The organism is Paraburkholderia gardini (genome assembly GCF_907164575.1).
Taxonomy (GTDB): Bacteria; Pseudomonadota; Gammaproteobacteria; order Burkholderiales; family Burkholderiaceae; genus Paraburkholderia; species Paraburkholderia gardini.
Genome location: NZ_CAJQYY010000030.1, coordinates 51,044 through 70,632 on the forward strand (window position 1 = coordinate 51,044; position 19,589 = coordinate 70,632).

The 19,589-nt window shown below is 62.5% G+C and carries 15 protein-coding genes and 2 pseudogenes; 2 read left to right on the forward strand and 15 right to left on the reverse strand.

The features are described from left to right. Positions 1-134: 134 nt before the first annotated feature. From oiaK to LPA34_RS22440, 11 genes are all read right to left on the reverse strand, one after another. Positions 135-1,520: a 3-oxo-isoapionate kinase OiaK gene (gene oiaK / locus LPA34_RS22390; RefSeq protein ID WP_228982366.1), complete on the reverse strand. Its 1,386-nt coding sequence runs from the start codon at positions 1,518-1,520 to the stop codon at positions 135-137. Next, positions 1,517-2,761, reverse strand: a complete 1,245-nt coding sequence (locus LPA34_RS22395) for a ribulose-bisphosphate carboxylase large subunit family protein (protein ID WP_228982367.1) — start codon at positions 2,759-2,761, stop codon at positions 1,517-1,519. Before LPA34_RS22395 ends, oiaK begins: the two co-directional genes overlap by 4 nt. Positions 2,762-2,812: 51 nt before the next feature. Next, entirely contained in the window at positions 2,813-3,643 is an 831-nt protein-coding gene (locus LPA34_RS22400) for a phosphogluconate dehydrogenase C-terminal domain-containing protein (protein ID WP_228982368.1), read from the reverse strand. A 41-nt stretch (positions 3,644-3,684) separates the two neighbouring features. Continuing rightward, complete coding sequence (locus LPA34_RS22405) at positions 3,685-5,055, reverse strand: MFS transporter (RefSeq protein WP_228982369.1); 1,371 nt, start codon at positions 5,053-5,055, stop codon at positions 3,685-3,687. A 183-nt stretch (positions 5,056-5,238) separates the two neighbouring features. Then, complete coding sequence (apnL, locus tag LPA34_RS22410) at positions 5,239-7,260, reverse strand: D-apionate lactonase (RefSeq protein WP_228982370.1); 2,022 nt, start codon at positions 7,258-7,260, stop codon at positions 5,239-5,241. Beyond that, entirely contained in the window at positions 7,257-8,357 is a 1,101-nt protein-coding gene (locus tag LPA34_RS22415) for a Gfo/Idh/MocA family protein (RefSeq protein WP_228982371.1), read from the reverse strand. Before LPA34_RS22415 ends, apnL begins: the two co-directional genes overlap by 4 nt. 3 nt (positions 8,358-8,360) lie before the next feature. Beyond that, entirely contained in the window at positions 8,361-9,428 is a 1,068-nt protein-coding gene (locus LPA34_RS22420; protein ID WP_228982373.1) for an ABC transporter permease, read from the reverse strand. A 48-nt stretch (positions 9,429-9,476) separates the two neighbouring features. Further along, a complete protein-coding gene (locus LPA34_RS22425; protein WP_228982375.1) occupies positions 9,477-11,051 on the reverse strand; it encodes a sugar ABC transporter ATP-binding protein in 1,575 nt (524 codons plus the stop codon). Continuing rightward, entirely contained in the window at positions 11,048-11,704 is a 657-nt protein-coding gene (locus LPA34_RS22430) for a DUF2291 family protein (RefSeq protein ID WP_228982377.1), read from the reverse strand. The genes LPA34_RS22425 and LPA34_RS22430 overlap by 4 nt, the downstream gene beginning before the upstream one ends. 61 nt (positions 11,705-11,765) lie before the next feature. Continuing rightward, positions 11,766-12,704 carry a D-ribose ABC transporter substrate-binding protein gene (locus LPA34_RS22435; protein ID WP_228982378.1) on the reverse strand — a complete coding sequence of 313 codons (939 nt, stop codon included), beginning with the start codon at positions 12,702-12,704 and terminating at the stop codon, positions 11,766-11,768. Between the two features lie 362 nt (positions 12,705-13,066). Then, complete coding sequence (locus LPA34_RS22440) at positions 13,067-13,246, reverse strand: hypothetical protein (protein ID WP_228982380.1); 180 nt, start codon at positions 13,244-13,246, stop codon at positions 13,067-13,069. Between the two features lie 54 nt (positions 13,247-13,300). Between LPA34_RS22440 and LPA34_RS22445 the strand changes: the two genes are divergently transcribed. Together LPA34_RS22445 and LPA34_RS22450 are read left to right on the forward strand one after the other, a co-directional pair. Continuing rightward, the gene (locus LPA34_RS22445) at positions 13,301-14,911 is read left to right on the forward strand and encodes a chloride channel protein (RefSeq protein ID WP_228982382.1); all 1,611 of its coding nucleotides are present in this window, start codon (positions 13,301-13,303) and stop codon (positions 14,909-14,911) included. Positions 14,912-14,935: 24 nt separating this feature from the next. Continuing rightward, positions 14,936-15,958, forward strand: a complete 1,023-nt coding sequence (locus LPA34_RS22450; RefSeq protein WP_228982383.1) for an SAM-dependent methyltransferase — start codon at positions 14,936-14,938, stop codon at positions 15,956-15,958. A gap of 318 nt (positions 15,959-16,276) precedes the next feature. Here LPA34_RS22450 and LPA34_RS22455 read toward each other — a convergent pair whose 3' ends face one another. The 4 genes and pseudogenes from LPA34_RS22455 to LPA34_RS27095 form a co-directional block, all read right to left on the reverse strand. Beyond that, positions 16,277-17,902: a methyl-accepting chemotaxis protein gene (locus LPA34_RS22455; RefSeq protein WP_228982385.1), complete on the reverse strand. Its 1,626-nt coding sequence runs from the start codon at positions 17,900-17,902 to the stop codon at positions 16,277-16,279. A gap of 112 nt (positions 17,903-18,014) precedes the next feature. Then, entirely contained in the window at positions 18,015-19,142 is a 1,128-nt protein-coding gene (locus LPA34_RS22460; protein WP_228982387.1) for a porin, read from the reverse strand. 194 nt (positions 19,143-19,336) lie between these two features. Next, positions 19,337-19,450: pseudogene (locus LPA34_RS22465) on the reverse strand (winged helix-turn-helix domain-containing protein); the annotation flags it as partial. A 56-nt stretch (positions 19,451-19,506) separates the two neighbouring features. Continuing rightward, positions 19,507-19,581, reverse strand: a pseudogene (locus LPA34_RS27095) (hypothetical protein); the annotation flags it as partial. Between the last annotated feature and the right edge of the window lie 8 nt (positions 19,582-19,589).

Consider the following 19,589-nt stretch of genomic DNA (forward strand, 5'->3'; position numbering starts at 1 on the left):
ATAAAACAGGTGGTGTAATGACCTTACCACGGACCACCCGACAGATGGAAGCGTGCCAGGCGAACGGTGAGCGTGACACCGCAAGACCACTGGCCGCGGCGCAACCGTTCGCTGTTTCGACACGCGTCCCGACGTCACGCCCCCGACACCCGCCCTTCCCTGACTGCGCCAAAGAATGCCGCATCGCCCAGCTGGCCGCCTTTCAGCACGATTTGCAGACCATCGCGCCGCGCCTCGGCGGACCACGCGCGACACAGAGGGGCGCCTGGCGCAAGTCCTGCCACGACGCTCAGCGCATCGATACCGAGCGCGCCTGCCACTTCGCCCGAGCTGTCGCCACCCGCGACCACTACACGCGGCAGATCGAAGCGGTCGAGCAGCCGCCGCATCACCTCCGCCAATGCGTGCCCGACCATGCGCGCCGCGTCGTGGCGCGCAAGCCGTGCTGACGATGCAATGGCGTCGAAGCCGGTTACCGCCGGATCGTCCGGCCCCTCGGCGCTATGCACGATCGTGCTGATCCCCTGAGTCAACGCCTGTCCGGCCGCCGTCACGACGCGTTCGATCTCCGCGGCGCCATCGCGCGGATCGAGCGCCCTGTGCAAATCCAGGCGCTCCGCGTGAAAACCGTGCGCGCGCGCCCAGCCGATCTGCGCGGCCGTCACCGGCGAGCAGCTGCCGCTTGCTACAGCAATCGCCTGAACGGGTCCGGCGACGGGTAGCGATGGCGTCGGCGGTAACAGGCCGCACGCTCGCCAGTACGCCGCAAGCGCGTATTGCAAGCCCGACGACGCCGCCGTAAAGATCCCTTCACCGCGCTGCTCCCAGATCAAACGGCCCGCCGCCGCCAGCGTCTCTTCGTCGAGCACGTCGATCAGTGCCACCGGCGTGTCGGCTGCGCTCAGTGCGCGCACCCGGGTGTCGATATCGCTGCCGCGAAGCTGGATCATGTCGATCAGTTCGATGCGGCGCGCTGTCTGCCTCGCGAGATGCAGGCGAAGATCGGCCTCGTTCATCGGCGTGACGGGATGCCGTGACATCGTCGGATGCCGGTCGAGTCTGTAGCCGGCACCATCGACCGCGGCAAACAGGTTGCCGAACATCTGATAACGCTTCAGGCGCGGCGCACCCACCACCATCGGCGACCAGCTTCCGGGCATATGCTTCACGCCGATGTCGATCGCGCGGCCGATCGACCCGACCTCCGGGGACGAATCGAACGTCGAGCAAACCTTGTATTGCAGGATCGGCGCACCGAGCGCGGCAAGGCTTGCAAATGCCTCTGGCAGTTCGTCGTCCATCCAGGTGGTCGAACGTCCACGTGAAGAGCCGGCCATGCCCACGCATCGAACTTCTGGAAATCGCGCCAGCAACTCGCGCGTGGGCTGTTGCAGACACAGCACCGTCGGCACGCCGGCGGCCGACATGGCCTCCATCGCGTCCGTCGACCCGGTGAAGTCGTCACCGTAATACGCGAGCAGCAGCCCATCGGGCCACGTCGCCTCGCTCGTTCCGTTCATTTCCAGAACTCCAGCGCGGCGTTCAGTGCGGGATGACGTGCAGCATGCTGCTTCAGCGGCACCCCTGCGATGGCCGCGACCCATGCCTCGCGCAACGCCTCGACGCCTGCCGCCACGCCGCCGGGATGACCGAAAATGCCGCCGCCGGCTGTATGAATCAGATCGGCGCAGCCGATCGCGGCGTACGTGTCCGCTGCCTGCAGGCCGGTCTGTCCCGAACTGAAGACGGGCATCGCCGGCATCGGCGCTTCGGGCATCACCGGCGCGAGCACCGCGCGCGCGGCGGCGATCACGCTGTCATCGGGTTCGCTGAACTTGTTGCGCAGTCCGTTCACATGCAAATGGTCGGCACCGGCAAGACGCCAGATCATTTGCCACGGCGCGTAGTCCCAGCCGAGTTCCGGGCAGCGCGACAGATACCCCCAGCCGGCGCGATGCGCGTGAACCGGCAATTGCGAGTGGCGACGCAGTTCATGCAGACCGACGAGGCCGACGGAGTTCAGCACCGCCATCACGCACGTCCCGCCCTCGGCCAGCACGAGATCGTGGCGACGACGCATCTGGTCCAGGTCGCCGGTCAGATTGAACGCGACCATCGCCTTCTTGCCGGTGCGATCCGCCTCCCGGTTGACCACGCGCATGACCGCCCGCACGCGCTCGTCGAACGGACAATGCGGACCATCCGCCTGCAACTCGTCGTCCTTGATGAAGTCGATGCCGCCCGCGACGAGTTCGCGCACCTGCTGCGCGGTCTCCGCCGCCGACAGGCCCACGCTCGGTTTGATGATCGTGCCGATCAACGGTCCGTGGGTCACGCCGCTCAGCCGCCGCGTGCCTTCGATACCGAACGCCGGCCCCGGATAGGCCGCCGCGAACGACGGCGGCAGTCTGAGCTCAGTCAGACGCAGGCCCGACACCTGGCGCAACTCGAACAGATTGCCGGCAATCGTGGACATCAGATTCGGCAACGATGGACCGATGTTCCCGATCGGCCACGACAGTTCGAGCGTGCAACGCGTGTACGTGTCCGACGCGATTCCACCCGGCAGGCTCGGCGCGCCAACCGTCTCCAGCACGGTGAGGCGCTCGACACGCGCGCCCGAACGGGCCTTCAGTTCCGGCGTTTCGTTGGGCAGCGCGACGAAGGTGCCGCTCGACTGTTCGCCGGCAATCACGTCGGCGGCGCGCTGTGGATCATCGCCCGTTTCGAGCCAGTAAGTGGCGTGGATACGTTCGCTCACGATATCAGTCCCTGTTCATAAATCAGCATGCAGGCATGGTTCTCCGGTCTGTCAGGTAATCCGGCGAATACTCTCGGCGATCTCCGCATGATCGAACACGTTCTTCCAGTCGTCGCGCATCAGCCGCGGCTTGCCGAATTCGATCGCCTTGTTGCACGCATCGGAGAACGCGCCGGGAATTTCGTTGAAGATCACCGCGCTCAGGATGTTCATGTGGCCGAGCAGAAAGTCGCGCGCGGCTTCCCTGGGCACGCCTCGCTTCACGGTCTCGTCCATCGCTTCGCGCATCACGTACAGCAGCGTCGCGCAGACCGTTTCCGACAGCCCGGGTTCGAGCAATGCCATCTGGTCGACACTCAGTCGATACGAGCGAAGAATCGGCGCGTAGATCACCTTCGCCACATCTTCACCGAGATCGAACGCTGCTTCCGGACCTTGCATCAGCGCGCTGGTGATCGACTGCTTCGCATACGCGCCCCCAAAGAAATCGCGGCGCGCCCTGGGATCGGCGTCGTCGTTGAAGATCAGCGGATGACACGGGTGCGCGACGAAATACGTCAGGTCGTCGCGCTTTGGCAGATGACCTGCGAACGGCGCCGCGGCATCGAGCGTCATCACCATCGTGCCCGCCGGCAGCTTCGGCGCGATCTCGTGACTGAGCTTGCCGATCAGCGTGTCAGGTACGGCGAGAATCACCACTTGCGCGCCGTCGAGCGCTGCATCGACCGATACGCACTCGACGTTCAATTCTTCCTTGAGGCGCTTCTGTCCTGCCTCGCTCACCTCGACGTGGGCGACGCGGTAGTCGGACTTCAACAGGTTGCTGGTGAGGCGAAAGCCCATCTTTCCGCCAGCGCCGAACAGTGCGATCTTTTCTTTCATGGTGCGACCTCCTTGCATGGATTCATTGAAATGCGCGACAGCTAGCCTGAATGCGATTGGGGTTCGAGCGCCGCAGGTGCAGCGCCGTCGCCGGATTGCTGCAGCCGCGAGTTACTGCAGAACGCGAAAGCGAGTCCCGCGCTAACCAGCATCAGTGCGCCGACGACAAACATGGGCATGTGATAGGAACCCGTGGCGTCCTTGACTGCGCCAGTCAGATACGGCGCGACGAAGCCCGCGAGATTGCCGATGGTGTTGATCAGCGCAATGCCCGCGGCGGCGGCGGCGCCGGACAGGAAACGCGCGGGCAGTGCCCAGAAGTTCGGCAGCGCGGAAAAGATCGCGCAAGCGGTGACGGTGATCACCGCGACGGTGGCCGCCGGCGATTGCATGTACAGCGCGACCGGGATGCTCGCCGCGCCGATCAGCGCCGGCACACCGATGTGCCAGGCACGTACGCCGTGTTTCGTCGCGTTGCGGCTCCAGAAAAACAGTGCGATTGCGGCGGGCAGATACGGAATGGCCGTGATCAAGCCTTTCTGGAACACGTTGAAATGCGTGCCGAACTGGCCTTCGAAGCCGCCGATGATCGTCGGAAGGAAAAATGCCAGCGCGTAGAGACCGTAGATCAGGCCGAAATACATCAGCGCGAACATCCAGACGCGGCCGCTTCTGAGCGCGGCAAACGCATGCATCGAGTGCGGTGTGGAAGCGTCGGCGCGGACGCGCTCCTCCGCTTCGAGTTCGGCGGTGAGCCAGGTTTTCTCGGCGGGTGTCAGCCAGCGCGCCTGCGATGGACGGTCAGCCAGATAAAACCATGCCACGACGCCGATCACGATGGCCGGCACAGCGACACCGAAGAACATCACACGCCAGCCCGCGAGCCCGAGCACGCCATGCGCCTCGATCAGCAAGGCGGCGACGGGCGCACCGATCACGATCGTCAGCGGTTGCGCCAGGTAGAAGAGCGCGAGGATGTGGCTGCGATATCGCGCGGGCACCCACATGCTGAGGAACAGGATGGCGCCCGGGAAAAATCCCGCCTCGGCGACGCCGAGCAGGAAACGCAACGTGTACAGACCGGGAATGCTGCTGACCCACGTGAACAGCAGCGCGACGATGCCCCACGACACCATGATCCGCGCCAGCCAGCGACGGGCGCCGAACTTGTGCAAGGCGAGGTTGCTCGGAATTTCCAGCACGATGTAGCCGATGAAAAACACGCCGGCTGCGAGCCCGAACTGCGCGGCGCTCAAGCCGAGATCCTTCGTCATGCCGTTCGGACCGGCGAACGAGATCGCCGTGCGGTCGAGAAAATTGATAAAGAACATCAACGCCACGAACGGCACCAGCCGGATCGACACCTTGCGTATGGCCGATCGTTCGATGGGATCCACAGGTACGGTTTGCATCTCACATCCTCCAGGCTGGCCGCCTTTCGTGCACATCACTCATGTGATGAACTGGTATGATGAGTAGACCATCATGCTTGAAATTTAGACACTGGGGTATTCACCAAGTAAGTTTCATCAGCAAGAAAAGCGGGCATCGGTCGTTCCGCCATCACGCGTTTTCGCGTTGACGTCGACAGCCGGTCAGGAAGATGAACGTCGGGCTTCGTATGGCGGGAAATCCCGTCCAAAAGGTGTCAGCCCGGAAGCGATCTGGACGCAGGCAAATGGATCGAGGGCGAAGGTGTCGCACCCGGTGCTGATGGGGTCCGCCAGTACGCGCCCGACGCGCGCCTTCGCCGCCGACGATTCGTCGAGCGTCGCGACGCCCAGTTCACCCATCCTGTTCCCGCAACCGGAATCCAGCCGCACCGTGCGTTTCTCCGGCGTCAGATTGGCGATGATCAGGCGCAGGCGTCCCCCGGCGTCCCGCGCCCCGAAGCACGCAACGTCCCGAGGTCTTTCGGAGCGGCACTGCAACCGGCTTCTACCCGCCATCCGCGCCAGCGCAGCCGCGACATGAAATACCGGGTAGCGCGCCGGATCCGTGGCGCTATCGGCCAGCCCACCGGCCAGCCCACGCGGTCCTGTCAACGCGCCGAGAGTTAGACACTCGAGCGCGGCGCCTTCCAGCGCCATCGCATAACCCGCCAGCCAGGCGGCGCCAAACAGACCGCGCTGACGTGGGTCGTCACCGGCCATCGCCACGCGCGCACCTTGCGGATTGGGCATCACGCGCGAACCATACGGGTTCTGTCGCATGCCGATCGATACCGGTCCGATCGCATACGGCTGCGTGCCGATCAACGCGCGACACGAGCGCGTTATATGCGGGATCGCCTCCAGCGTTTCCATTACGCTGCGATCGTCGGCTGCGTGAACGATTGGACAGGTTGCATGCGTGACCCAATCGACCCGATCCAGTGGCGGCCGCTTCCGGTTGAGTTCCGTGAAGTAACTCAGCATCCCGCCGCCCAGACGCAAATCCGGAAACGCCCGACGGCAGGCGCGGTACACATCGTCCAGCGACGGGCACGGCGGGCTGCTGCTCCCCGGCGGATTCGACTGCCGGTGTACGGACGGACTGACGACGATGCCGGTCAACGCGAGCCCGGCCTGCCGGATCTGTACCGCAATCGATTGCAATTCCTCTTCAGGAGCGCCGACGCCGGGCAGCGCGCATTCAAGCACGGCCGCAATCCCGGCGCGACGCTGGAATTGCGCGAACCGGTCGAGCTCCGCCTGACCGTGACCGGCGAGCGGATCGAAGTGCAGCGTCAGTTGCTGCGGCGCGAGTTCGGCCAGCAACGGCAGATTCGCAAACGCCGCGTCGATCTCATCGGGTGCAATCGCGACGCCGAGAGCGGGCATGGGTTCGTTCATGCCGTGCAGGTCGATCAGGACTTTGCATTCCCGATGCGGCACTGCCGGCAACGCGGGCGATTGCTCCCGCGCGGCTTCGATCTGAAGACGCACCGACTGCTCGTGCGTCGAGCCCGCGTCCATCGTATAGGGCCACGGCAGTTCGAGCGGCCGCGAGTAAGTCTTGAACGACGCGTCCGACCAGTTGCGCTGGTCTTCCATTTCGAAGACGTCACCCGTGAAAGAGCAGCGTACGTTCAGCCCTGACGCAGGCGAATGCTCGATCGTGCGGATGTCCTTGAACGGTTGCCACGGATCGATCAATGCGGGAAACGACGACGCGTCGACCGTGCCGTCGCCATGCCCGACGCGCGCCGCCGCGCCCGCCACGCCGTCGACCGGATGCAGAACCACGAAGCCGCAGCGCGCGGCAAGAAAGTCGGTTTGCGCCGTCGCGCGCGCGCGGAATTCGAGCGCGCCGTCAGCGTCGCAATCAATCGTGACCGCACAGGTCAGGACGTGGCCGTCGGGATTCGTGCATTCGGCGGTGTACGAGACACGGAAGCGTTCCGCATGCGAGTCGACTTCGATGTCGCGTATCACGGGCCGGCAGGTGCCCCAATCCCGGTCGCGCACGAGCCAGGCGATCGCCCGTATGACTTCGGTGCCCCGATAACGGATATCGCGCAACGCGCCGTCGACGAGCATCGTGGACCACGGTCCGGTCGCCAGAGTCTGCCCTTGCGCTTCGATCTGCGAGGTGCCGTAATACACGTGCGCGAGCGCGGTCTCACGATCATTCATCGCGACACCGCGCTCAACGAACCGGACGTGTCCACGGTCGCTTCTTCTTCGAGCGACTTCAACGTCACCGTTCGACCTTCGCGCGCGGAAAGATAAGTTGCTTCGACCAGCGTGAGTGTCTTCAGATTGTCGCGGCCGCTCGTCGCCGGTTCGCATCCATTGCGAAGGCATTCGATCCAGTGCCGCTGAATGTTCAGGACGCTGCCCTGAATGGCCTCCCAGGGCGCGGATGCCCACGCCAACGGCGGCGGCGTCACGGTTTGCCTGTGCGTGCCGTCACGGTTGTGGATCTCCAGTTGATAGTCCGCCGACAATCGCAGCGTGCCGTCCGCACCATCCACTTCGATCAACGTCTGCGGAAACAGCTCCTGCACGCGCCGCGATGCATAGCTGCAGTCCACCACGCTCGTCACGCCGGACTCATGCGTCAGCAGAATCGTCGCGACGTCTTCACCGGCGATTGCAGGATTCACCCGCGAGGTGGTCGCACTGAGGCGTTCGACGTCGCCAAACAGGAACCGTGCAATATCGAGGACATGAATGCCAAGATCTTCGACGATGAAGCGCTCGTTCCGCGCGAGATACGGTTGTCCGCTGAACACGTCGAACGCTGAACGAAACGATACCCTGCCCCAGAACGGCGCGCCAATCAGACCGTCTTGAAGCGCGCGGCCCACGGCCTGAATGGCAGGCTGCCAGCGAAAGTTCTCATGGACCATCAACGGCACACCGGCCTGATCGCACGCGGCAACCATCGCGCGTGCATCGGCTAGTGTCAACGCGAACGGCTTCTGGCAGATCGTCGCGACGCCTGCATGTGCCGCCATTTCGACGAGCAGGCGGTGGCTCGGCGCGGTCGTGGCGATGTCGACGAAATCCAGTTTCTCCGCGCTCAACATCGCCGCTGCGTCCGTGTATAAACGCTCGATACCGAACGCCTGCCCGGTTGCCTGTAACCGCTCGCTATCCGCGTCGCACAGCGCGACGATTTCAGCGGTGTCGATGTCCTGCCAGGCATGCAGATGGTTTCGCGAGAAGAACCCGCATCCGGTCAACCCGCCCCTGAAGCGCTTCGCCCCCGCGTTTTTTGCGTTCATCGTTCATGCTCCCGTCGCGGCCTGCTTCTGCAAGGCGAAGCGTTGCTGTACCCGCCGCTGTACCTGGTCGACGACCACCGCCGCCACGATCACCACACCCTTGATGACCGTCTGCCAGAACGAGCTGACGCCCATCATCACAAGCCCGTCGGACAGAATGCCGATCACGAATGCACCGATGATCGTGCCGCCGATCCGGCCCCGGCCGCCCGACATCGACGTTCCGCCCAGCACGGCCGCCGCGATCGCGTTGAGTTCGAATGTCTCGCCGCTCAGCGGATGCGACGCAACCAGTTCGGATGAAATGATCAGCCCGACGATCGCCGCGCAAAAGCCCGAGAACATGTAGACGAACATCTTCACGCGATTGACGCGCACACCGGAGAGTTGCGCCGCGCGCTCGTTGCTGCCGATCGCATAGATCTGCCGCCCAAGCGGCGTGCGTGCCGCAAGATAGGCCGCGAATACGCCGACTACGACCAGCAGCCAGACCGTCAAAGGGATGCCGAGGATGGACGCGCTGCCAAGGATCGGAAAACCTGTCGTGCCGTAATCCGGATTGCCCGTGAGGTTGGGAAACGTCTCGCCACCCGATGACAGCAGCGCCGCGCCGCGCGCGATATACAGCGTGCCGAGTGTGGCGATGAACGGCGCGACGTTCAGGCGGGTGATCAGCAGACCGTTCAACGCGCCGACCGCGACACCCGATAGCAGCGCGACGCAGATCACCTCGGGCACGCTGAGGTAAAGGGTGTAGCTGCTGCCGACCGGAATGCCGTTCAGAATCAGGCCGCCCGCCACCATCCCCGAAAGACCGACAATCGAGCCGACCGACAGATCGATGCCGCCGGTCACGATGACGAACGTCATGCCGATCGCGAGGAACGCGTTGAGCGCTACGTGACGCGACATGATCAGCATGTTCTCGATGCTGAGAAAATTATGCGCCGCGAACGAAAAGAAAATAACGACCGCAAAGAGCGCGATGAACGTCCGCAGCTTGAGCAGGACTAGAAGCGGCGCTTCTCCGAAATTCGCACCGGGTGCAGCGCTTTTTATGGCCAGGGTCATGAACGGGATCTCCATTAATACGGTCAGGCCGGCATGCGTCGCGCCAGATCAGGCAGCGGCAACTTGCCCGGCTTCATGCATGTCCACGCGGTGTCCGATCGCCGATGCCGCGACAAGCGCGTCCTGCGTCGCCCCGGCTGCATCGAATTCGGCCGTGATACGGCCGTTCGACATCACCAGAATGCGGTCGGACAGCGCCATCACCTCTTCGAGATCGGACGTGACGAACAGGATACCGAGCCCTTTGACAGCGAGGTCCCGCATCACCTTGAAGATGTCCGCCTTCGCGCCTACGTCGATGCCGCGGCTCGGCTCGTCCATCAGCAATACCTTCGGCGCCGTCATCAATGCGCGCGCGATGATCACCTTTTGCTGGTTGCCGCCGGAGAGCGAACTGACAGGCAGGTACGCGTCGGCCACCTTGATCGCCAGGTCCCGGATAAAACGCGTAATGGCGTTTTGCTCGCGCTGGCGCAGGATATGAAAACCCCGCGCGAAACCGGCGAGGCTCGACAGCGTCATGTTGCTGCCGATCGATAGAATCGGCAGCAACGCGTCGGCTTTACGGTCCTCGGGGATCAGCGCAAGACCGTCGGCCACGCGCTTTGCAATCGCCTTGCCGTTCAGCGGCTTGCCGTCGAGCACCACGTCGCCCGTGGCATGCGGATGGCAGCCGAGGACGCATTCGAACAGTTCGGAGCGCCCCGCTCCCATCAGCCCGTAGATGCCGACAATCTCGCCCGCGTGCAGCGACAGCGACACGTGGTCCACCAGCAGGCCCGTTCCCTTGCGCGGCAGCGACACATCGTGCACGGTCAACACCTCGCCGCCTCGCTCGTGTCCGATCGGGCGGGAAAAATCTTTCGTCTCACGCCCGACCATCTGCCGCACGATCCACGGCACATCCACCTGGTCCATCGGCTGATTGCCGGTGATACGGCCATCGCGCAGCACCGTGATGTAGTCGCCGATACGGATCAGCTCTTCGAGCCGATGCGAGATATAGACGATGGCAACGCCCTGTGACTTCAGATCCGCGATCACCTGAAACAGCACCTCGACCTCGGCCGCGCTCAGCGCGGAAGTCGGTTCGTCGAGGATCAGGATGCGCGCGTCATGAGCCAGCGCCTTGGCGATTTCGACCAGTTGCTGCTGCCCGATGCGCAGGTCCTCAACCAGCGTATCCGGACTGACGTCGAGTTCGAGCCGCTTCAGCAACTCGCGCACTGTGCGACGTTGCGCGCCGGCGTCGATGTCGATGCGCCCGCGTGTGATTTCGTGCGCAATGAAGACGTTTTCGGCAATCGACAGATTCGGGAACAGGTTCAACTCCTGAAACACGATGCCGATGCCATGCCGCAACGCGTCGGAACTGCTTGTCAGTTCAATGGGCTCGCCATCGAGCAGCAACCGCCCAGAGCCGGGTTGCTCCGCGCCGGCGATGATTTTCATCAGCGTCGATTTTCCGGCGCCGTTTTCGCCCACCAGCACGTTGACAGCGCCGCGTCGTACATCGAAGTTCACGTCCTTCAACGCGACGGTGCCCGGGTACATCTTCGTCACGCCTTCGACCTGAAGGATGATGTCGTCCGTGGCGTCGCTTTTCGCGAGGATTGCGCTCATGGTTTGCTCCCGAGCGCGAGCGCTAGCGGAACCACTTCCGGCTGGTCACTGGAGCTGTCATAGGAGAAAGCGCCAGTCACCGTAATCGTCTGTCCGTTGAGCCTGTCGCGCGGTAACGGTTTCATCACACGCGCTACGGCATATGCGTTGAGTGCGGTCCCGAACCTGGCGTACTCGATCTGATTGCGGAAATCCGTGAACGAGAGGAAGTCGAGCGAATCGCGCAGGGTCGTGCCCAGCACAGTCGGGCCGATGTCGACGATGACGTCGGCCTTGCCATCGCCGTCGGTATCGACGCCGACGGTTCCCTGACTCGAATTGGTGTCGACCGACACGATCGTACCGTGCACCTTCGTCGGGAAATTCCACGGGGCGCCGTCGTCCTTGCCGCGATAGCCGTACTTCCTGCCGGCCGCGTCGGGATCGGTTTTGATCGCGTCCAGCAGTACCCTGATATCGGTCGCGCGCTTCTCGACGTCGGGCACCACTTTCGTGCTCCACATCGAAGCGACCATCGCGTTCGGATCATAGCCCGCCGACGCATAGGCATCGCGTGGACCTTTGGCCGTCTGGGGGTCGTTCTTGACGAGTTTGCAACCGGACAGCGCACAGTTCGCGACCAGCAGGACCGCCGCGCATACAGAAGCTCTCATGAATGTCCTCGCTCTACGCCGGATGAGAACCTGGAGGCGTTCCACCCCCAGGGGCCTGCCTTTAGCGCAGGGCAAACATGTCGAGCTTGCCGGCGTTCGCTTTGGTAATCAATGAGCAGTTGATCAACTGTTTTTCAGGCTTGCCGGTCGAACCGGTCTTCATATATTTGTCTGCCTGCTCTACAGCTTCTGTTGCAGCCAGCGCGGCCGGTTGCAGGACTGTCGCCCGAATGTCATTGCGCATGATTGCGTCGCGAACGTCATTGCTGCCGTCGAAGCCGACCACGATCACGTCGCTGCGTTTCGCGGCCTTCAGTGCAGCCGATACCCCCATGGCCATCGTATCGTTGCCCGCGATCACGCCCTTGATATCCGGGTGGCTCTGCAGAATGGTCTCCATGACGCTAAACGCTTCCGTCTGGCTCCAGTTGGCCGATTGCCGCTCGACCATCTTCATGTTCGGGAACTGGTCGATCACATCGTGATAGCCCTTCGAACGGATACCCGCGTTGATATCGGCTTCGCGCCCAACGAGCTCGACGTAGTTACCTTTCTCGCCGAGCGCCTTGACGAATGCGCGGCCTCCAAGCTGCGCACCCTGATAGTTGTTCGATACGATCTGCGAAACGGCGATGCCTGTCGCGTTAATTTCGCGATCGATCAGGAACGACGGAATGCCCGCCGCCTTCGCCTTGCGCACCGCTGCGATCGATGCTTCGGAGCCCGCGTTGTCGAGAATGATGGCCTTGGCGCCGCGCGCGATGGCGGTGTCGACCAGATTCGACTGCTTGTTCGCATCGTCGTCATGCACGAGGACGATCGTGTCGTAGCCAAGCGCTTTGGCGCGCGCATTCGCGGCATCCGCTTCGGCCTTGAAGAACGGGTTGTCGTGCGAGGGCGTAATGATGGCGATCAGGCTGGCCGCTTCAGCAGCCCCCGCCGCGGTGAAAAGGGTAATCGTGGCTGCCGCCAGCGCGAGCCAGTGTTTTGAGGCCTTCATCGTTTGTCTCCTGTGTAAACGTCTGTGCACTGCAAAACCAGTCGCTCTGGACAGGCGCGTTCTTCTTGTTATCGCACTCGTCACTTATGGCGTCATGATGTCATCATACCAGTTGCATTCGGACGTGGAAGGACGATTTGGCCAGGGTTTTCGCTAGCTCCAAGGCGGCCTGTGGATAGCGTTTTCAAGTATGAATTCGAGGAGCGCGGTTACAAGGCACCGCCGCCGGATCTGCAGATGTTGAAGATCGTATTTGGCGGGCCTGTATGCGTCCTGAAAGATCGGCCCGGTGACGGGGAAAGGACAGACTCGTAACTATTTAGCGCAATACATCACATTGTGATATATATACGCCCCGGGCGTTATAGATCTTCGGCCGTCAAGCAAAGGGAACCATGAGCGAACACAAGGGCGATTTCGCAACAGATGTCCGACTTCTGCGTATCAGTGCCATCGCGGCGGTTGGCGGAGCGTTGAGCGCCGTCGTCGCCGATTTTCTGCTGCACCTTATCCGCCTGTTCACGAATCTGTTCTTCTTCCACACGATATCCACGGCGAATCATTCACCGTCGCAGAACACGCTTGGACTGTTCGTCGTGGCGGCTCCGGTGATTGGCGGCCTGCTGGTGGGGTTGATTGCCCGGTTCGGTTCGGAACAGATTCGCGGCCATGGCATACCCGAGGCCATCGAAGCAATTCTGTTCGGAAAGAGCAAGATGTCGCCCAAAGTGGCGATCCTCAAGCCGCTCGCGTCGGCGATCGCGATCGGCAGCGGCGGCCCCTTTGGCGCGGAAGGCCCGATCATCATGACAGGCGGAGCGATCGGTTCGCTCATTGCTCAATACTTCCATCTGTCGAGTGCCGAAAGGAAGACGCTGCTGGTTGCGGGCGCGGTCGCCGGCATGACCGCGGTGTTCGGCACGCCGGTTGCGGCCGTGCTGCTCGCCATCGAGCTTTTGCTATTCGAACTCCGGCCTCGCAGCCTCTTGCCGGTCGCCATCGCGTGTGCCGTGGCAGGCTTCACCCGGCCATTGCTGTTGGGAAGCGGACCTTTGTTTCCGCTGCATACGTTACCGCTCGGTCCGATCGGTCTCGTGTCGTCGGCCATTGCGGGATTGATCGCCGGTGCGCTGTCCTGGGGATTGTCCACGGTGCTCTACAAGGTCGAGGATATGTTCGGCAGGCTGCCGATCCACTGGATGTGGTGGCCGGCATTGGGCGCAATCGCAGTCGGTATCGGCGGATACTGTCAGCCGCGCACGCTCGGCGTCGGATACGACGTGATCGGAGACCTGCTGCAAAACCACCTTGCTGTGCAGGTCGTGATCGCGATCGTCCTGGTCAAGGCGATCATCTGGGTGATCGCGCTGGCCTCGGGCACATCGGGTGGCGTACTGGCTCCCTTGCTGATGATGGGCGCAGGCGTCGGCGCCGTTGCCGCCCCGTACATGCCCGGAGGCGAGCCCGCGGTCTGGCCGCTCATTTTCATGGCCGCGGCGCTCGGCGGCATGATGCGCGCGCCCGTGATGGCAGCAGTATTCGCATTCGAACTGACGGGCGACGCAAATGCCCTGCTTCCCCTGCTGGCGGCCGCCGCGGTCGCCTATGGTTTTACGGTCCTTCTCATGCGCCGCTCAATTCTGACCGAAAAAATTGCCCGCCGCGGCTATCACATTTATCGCGAGTACAGCATCGATCCACTCGAGAGACATTATGTCGACGAGGTCATGACTCGCACCATCGAAACGATCGACGCGAAAACGACGGTCGCCGAGGTGCTCCGGGACTATTTCGGGGCACAGCAGAAGTACCGCGCCTATCCGGTTGTCGACTCCGGAATCCTTGTGGGCATGGCAGACCGGACGCTGCTCGATCAGATTCCCCCGGAAAAAACCGATGCCCCGCTTGGCACGTTCCTCGTGCAAACGCGGCCCGAAATCGCGCTGCCGCGAGAGACTTGTAGAAGCGTGGCCGCTCGCCTCGCAATTACCGGACTCGATCGTGTTCCAGTGGTCGAAGACGAGAACACGTATCGTCTGCTCGGCATCGTATCGCGGCACGACCTCGTCAAGCCTTCAATGTCGGTGTTCGCGGACGAGCATGAAGTCGAGCAATTCCGCCGCGTGTGGATTCCGCGTAGCACGCGCATGGCGCCGACCAACAAGCGGGAAGATGTGCCAGGCAAGCACGCCGACGTGAGGCGATAAAAAAACTGCACAACGGAGAGACAGATGCCTCAGGACGGAAAAGTAACCCGGTGGCTCGGCGAGGTTCGCACGCGGATGGGCAAGTCCGCTCACACCACGCCATCGGAGAGACAGCCATACGATGTTGACAGGTCCACACACCGGAAACTTTCCGCCGTCCTGAAGTCGGCTGCAGCGAATGCGCTGCTGGAGCGCGACAGGCATCTGCGCGACGTGCCGCACGAATACCACTCAATGGGACTGGATCCGCGGATGGTCTATTCGTGCGCCTGGTTCGAGAACGGCGACGAAGATCTCGCAACCGCGCAACTGAAAAAGATCGACCATGTCCTTGCGAAAATCGGTCTCAAACCGGGGCAAAGTCTGCTCGATGTCGATTGCGGGTGGGGAGCGTTGGTGATTCGCGCTGCCGCGAAGTTCGGAGCGCATTGCGTCGGCATTACACAGTCGAAGAATCAGTTCGACTGGGCCAACGAGTGCATCAAGGCAGCAGGTCTTGCCGACCGCGTCGAAATCCGTTTGCAAGCCTGGCCGGATGTCAAAGGCCGGTTCGACCGGATCACGAGCCTCGGCATGTTCGAGTTCGACAATCGCGGCAATCTTTCGGAATACTTCTCAGTCTTGCAGGAACATCTCACAACGGATGGCGTGCTCGTCAGTCACGGAATCATGTCGGCGGGGCCGGGCAGCGGCGAGTTCGGCTTCGACGGTGGCGAGTTTTCCGGCCGATATGTGTTTCCAGACGACGAACTGCCCGATCTTGGCCATGCGTTGGCTGCAATGCGGGAAGGCGGACTGGAAGTGTCGGACATTCAGAACCTGCGTCGGCATTGTGTGAGGACGCTGCATTTGTGGGAAGAGAACTTCAGGGCGAAAGCGATGGCGCTGCGGCAACTCGTCGATGACCGGAGCTTTCAGACCTGGTGCGACTATCTGAGTGGCTGGGCCACGGCATTCGAGCATGATGATGTGGCGATTTACGAAATTGTCGGGCACAAGGTGGGCACCCGCGCCAGTGCGCTACCGTGGCCCGGCGCGGCGGGTTGATCGCCTTTGGGCGTGTCTTGCGCGCCCCACTGGCCACATCATCTGGTTCGATGCGGAACGTCGTCGGGGAAAGGATATGGTGCGTGCGGACCCGGCCATTCTGGCGCGGGCGGTCCGGTGAACGCGTCGCATCCCGCAAGGCTGGCCAGGAGCAGGCATGTGAGGAAACCGGCCCCAAGCCGCCACAACGTCTTTCGAGCGTCCATCTCGCCCCTCCTGGCACACCCACGCTGCGCTACTGATTGGACCGGCAGTCGGGGCACAGGTTGCGCTGCAATAGCCCTGGCCGCCGCATGGGTCCCGATGTGTTCGATCACGTCATGCCCGGACGGTCGATAGTTCTGACGCCACCCAGTCCTGCCTGTGGGGTTCCTCGCTCTGCGGCTGGCGAGATTCCTGCAGTCGGAACACGGCAACCGCATCGTCAAGGGCGCCCGCCTGATCTTCGAGCGACGCGGCCGCTGCCGCGGCCTGCTCAACCAGCGCGGCATTCTGCTGGGTCGCATTATCCATCTGCGTGACCGCGCGGTTGATCTGCTCGATACCTCGCGACTGTTCTTCAGAAGCCACGCTGATTTCGCTCACGATACGGGTTACGTTGCGTGCAGCGCTGACGATTTCCGCCATGGTGGCGCCGGCGCGGGTCGCGAGTTCGGCTCCGTTCTGAACCTTTGCGACCGACCCATTGATCAGCTCCCTGATCTCTTTCGCCGCTGCCGCCGAGCGTTGCGCCAGTGCACGTACTTCGCCTGCGACCACCGCGAATCCACGCCCTTCGTCACCCGCACGCGCAGCTTCGACGGCGGCATTCAGCGCGAGTATGTTGGTCTGGAATGCGATACCCTCGATGGCGCCAATAATGTCGACGATCCTGCTCGACCCCGACGACATGTCCGCGATCACGTCGATGACCTGCTCGACAACGCCGCCGCCGCGCGCCGCGATCTCCGACGCGTTTTCGGCGAGCGCGCTGGCCTGCCGTGCGTTGTCGGCATTCTGCCTGACCGTCGAGGTCAACTCTTCCATGCTCGATGCAGTCTCCTGCAGCGTCGCCGCCTGCTGCTCGGTGCGCGTCGACAGATCGACGTTGCCGCTTGCGATCTCACGCGCGCCATGTCCGATTGCCGCTGTCCCGTGACGAACCTGACTGACCGCGGCAACGAGGCTCTCCTGCATGCGGGCAAGCGCAGCCATCAGGCGGCCCATTTCGTTGACGCGCGCGCTGGCGATGTGCCCGGTGAGATCGCCGGCGGCGATCCGTTCGAAGTGCTGGATCGCGGCGTTGATCGGCCGCACGATCGACGCTGCCACCATGAAGCGCGCGAACAGACCCAGTGCGATCGCGACAAGCCCGATGGCTCCAAACACCCAGCACAGCAGATGAAAATGCGCCTGGGCCAGATTGAAACGAGCCCCCTGTTGCTGCAGCTGGGCATTCTCCAACGCACGCTGGGCACTTTTATAGTCGCTGAACACCGCCTCAGGGGCCTGACGCTCCGTGGTCCGGAACGTAATGAAATCGTTCTGATCGAGTGCCGCGACTTCGGGGGCCAGCACCTGTTTCATCAACTGCTCACGCCTGGCGCGTAGCGCGTCAGCCAGACCCTTCTCCACATCGTCCGACGGCGGCTGCGACAGGTAGGCCGCCAGTTCACGATCACTGTCCGCCAGCCCGGTGTGTACGCGGGCGAGCACCGCCTCGGTGGGTTTTCCCTGCGCGATGAGCGTTTCGTAGGCGCCGAGATCAACCCGCACCTGCAAAATTGCTTCGCCGCTCGCGGCGAGGTGGCGCAAGGCGACCGTCTCTTCGGTGTACATCTTTTCGAGCGCCGCGTTGGCCGCCTTGAGGCCCGCGACAGAGGTGGCGATCACGAACACCAGTGCGGCCGTATAGCCGGCGATCGTCACTGTCAGGGCGACGCGGATAGAGGTATTTCTGAACATGGTAGTCATCCTCGACTCGCGAAACAGAAAAAAGCGGCAAACGGATTTATCCGTCGCCGCAAACAGGCGTATTTCCAGTCGATGAATCAGCCAGGAGGAGCAACTGCCAGGATCAGAAACGGGTGCGCACGCCTGTCGTCAGTTCAAGCTGGTTGGTCGAACCAAATGTGGTTCCGACCGTATAGCCGCCGTGAAGCTTCATATAGTCGCCGGCCAGATACAGTTCAGTACGCTTGGACAGGTGGTAGAACGTCGACCAGTACAGCGTCTCCTTATAGCCGTTGTGGAGACCGGACGTCGGATCGAAAACGCCAACGTTCGCGTTCGGGATGTCGCCGCCGCTGTCGTAGGCGGCGTTGTGCACGCGCATCTGCTGGTAACCGAGTTCGTAGTCGAGCGGCCCCTTCGGCGACAGCTTGAGCGACACCGTCCATGCGTTATCCTGACGCTGACCGAGCGCGCCCTGATTGCCGAGATAACGGAAATAGCCCGCGTTGGCACGCAGGATGCCGAACGTATAGTTGCCGCCCACCGAATACGACTGGTTCGTGAAGCCGTCACGGTTGACGTGGCCGTAGAAGCCCGCCACGTTGAACGGCCCGCTGTTGTAACCGAGCGCCACCTGATAGGTGGAATTCGAGCCAAAACTCGTGCTGTTGCCGAATGCGTACCCGGCACTGGCGTAGATGCCGTTGCCAAACAGTTTCTTCCATGCGAGACCGTTGTTATAGCGGGTGCCCGTTGGGCCGGCCGCATAGAAAATCATCTGTTTGAAGTTGTTCGAATTGGTAAAACCGCCTTCGTTGGTCGAAAGTCGCGGACTACCGTACGCATCACCATAGATGGCCGCCGCATCGCGCGCGATCGTGTTCTGGAATCCTGCCGTAAACTTGCCGAACGTATCGTTCTGGATGCCGACCCACGCATCACGATCGAATATCTGGTTCGGATCTTCCATCTGCCCGTTCGCGACGACGTATTCACTCTCGAGCCGGAAAATGATCTTCGACCCGCCGCCGATGTCTTCCGCACCCTTCACGCCCCAGCGGCTGCCGCTGAACCACGGTTCACCGTCGTTGCCCATGCCGACGGCGTGATTGCCGTTAGCGTCGGCGTGCGTCCGATAGCTCGGAAAGCTCAGGTCCATCAGGCCGTAGAGCTGCACGCTCGACTGCGCATGCGCGGCGGTCGCGCCGAGCGCACCTGCCGCGATAGCCACGGTTAAGTACTTTTTCTTCAAGTCCGTCTCCTCAGGTTGCTGCGTTGAAAATCTGATTTTTCTGCTCGCGGCTGCTGCAGTCCGCCTGATCGGGTATCCGAACCCCGGCATGCGAATGAATGCAATCCTGGATACCTCAATCCTTCACCCTCCTTTCCCGTATCTTTTGTACAACTAAGTGCATTTACTGATATACGTTACGGCGACCCTTTTCGTTATCCGGAATCTCGTTGCCGGAGGATGTAGCCCAGACCCCGTAGCGTCATGATCTGTGCGCTGGATCTCGCGAGATGTTTGCGCAAGCGGTGGATATAGATGTCGATGGCGCGATTTCCCGCACGATCGACAGGCCCAGACCGGCTCCCTCGACGCCAGTCGCCCCGCGATAGAAACGTTCGAACACGTGGGCACGGGCCTCGGCCGGAATGCGGGGACCGTGATCGATAACCTGCGGTACCACTTCGTCGT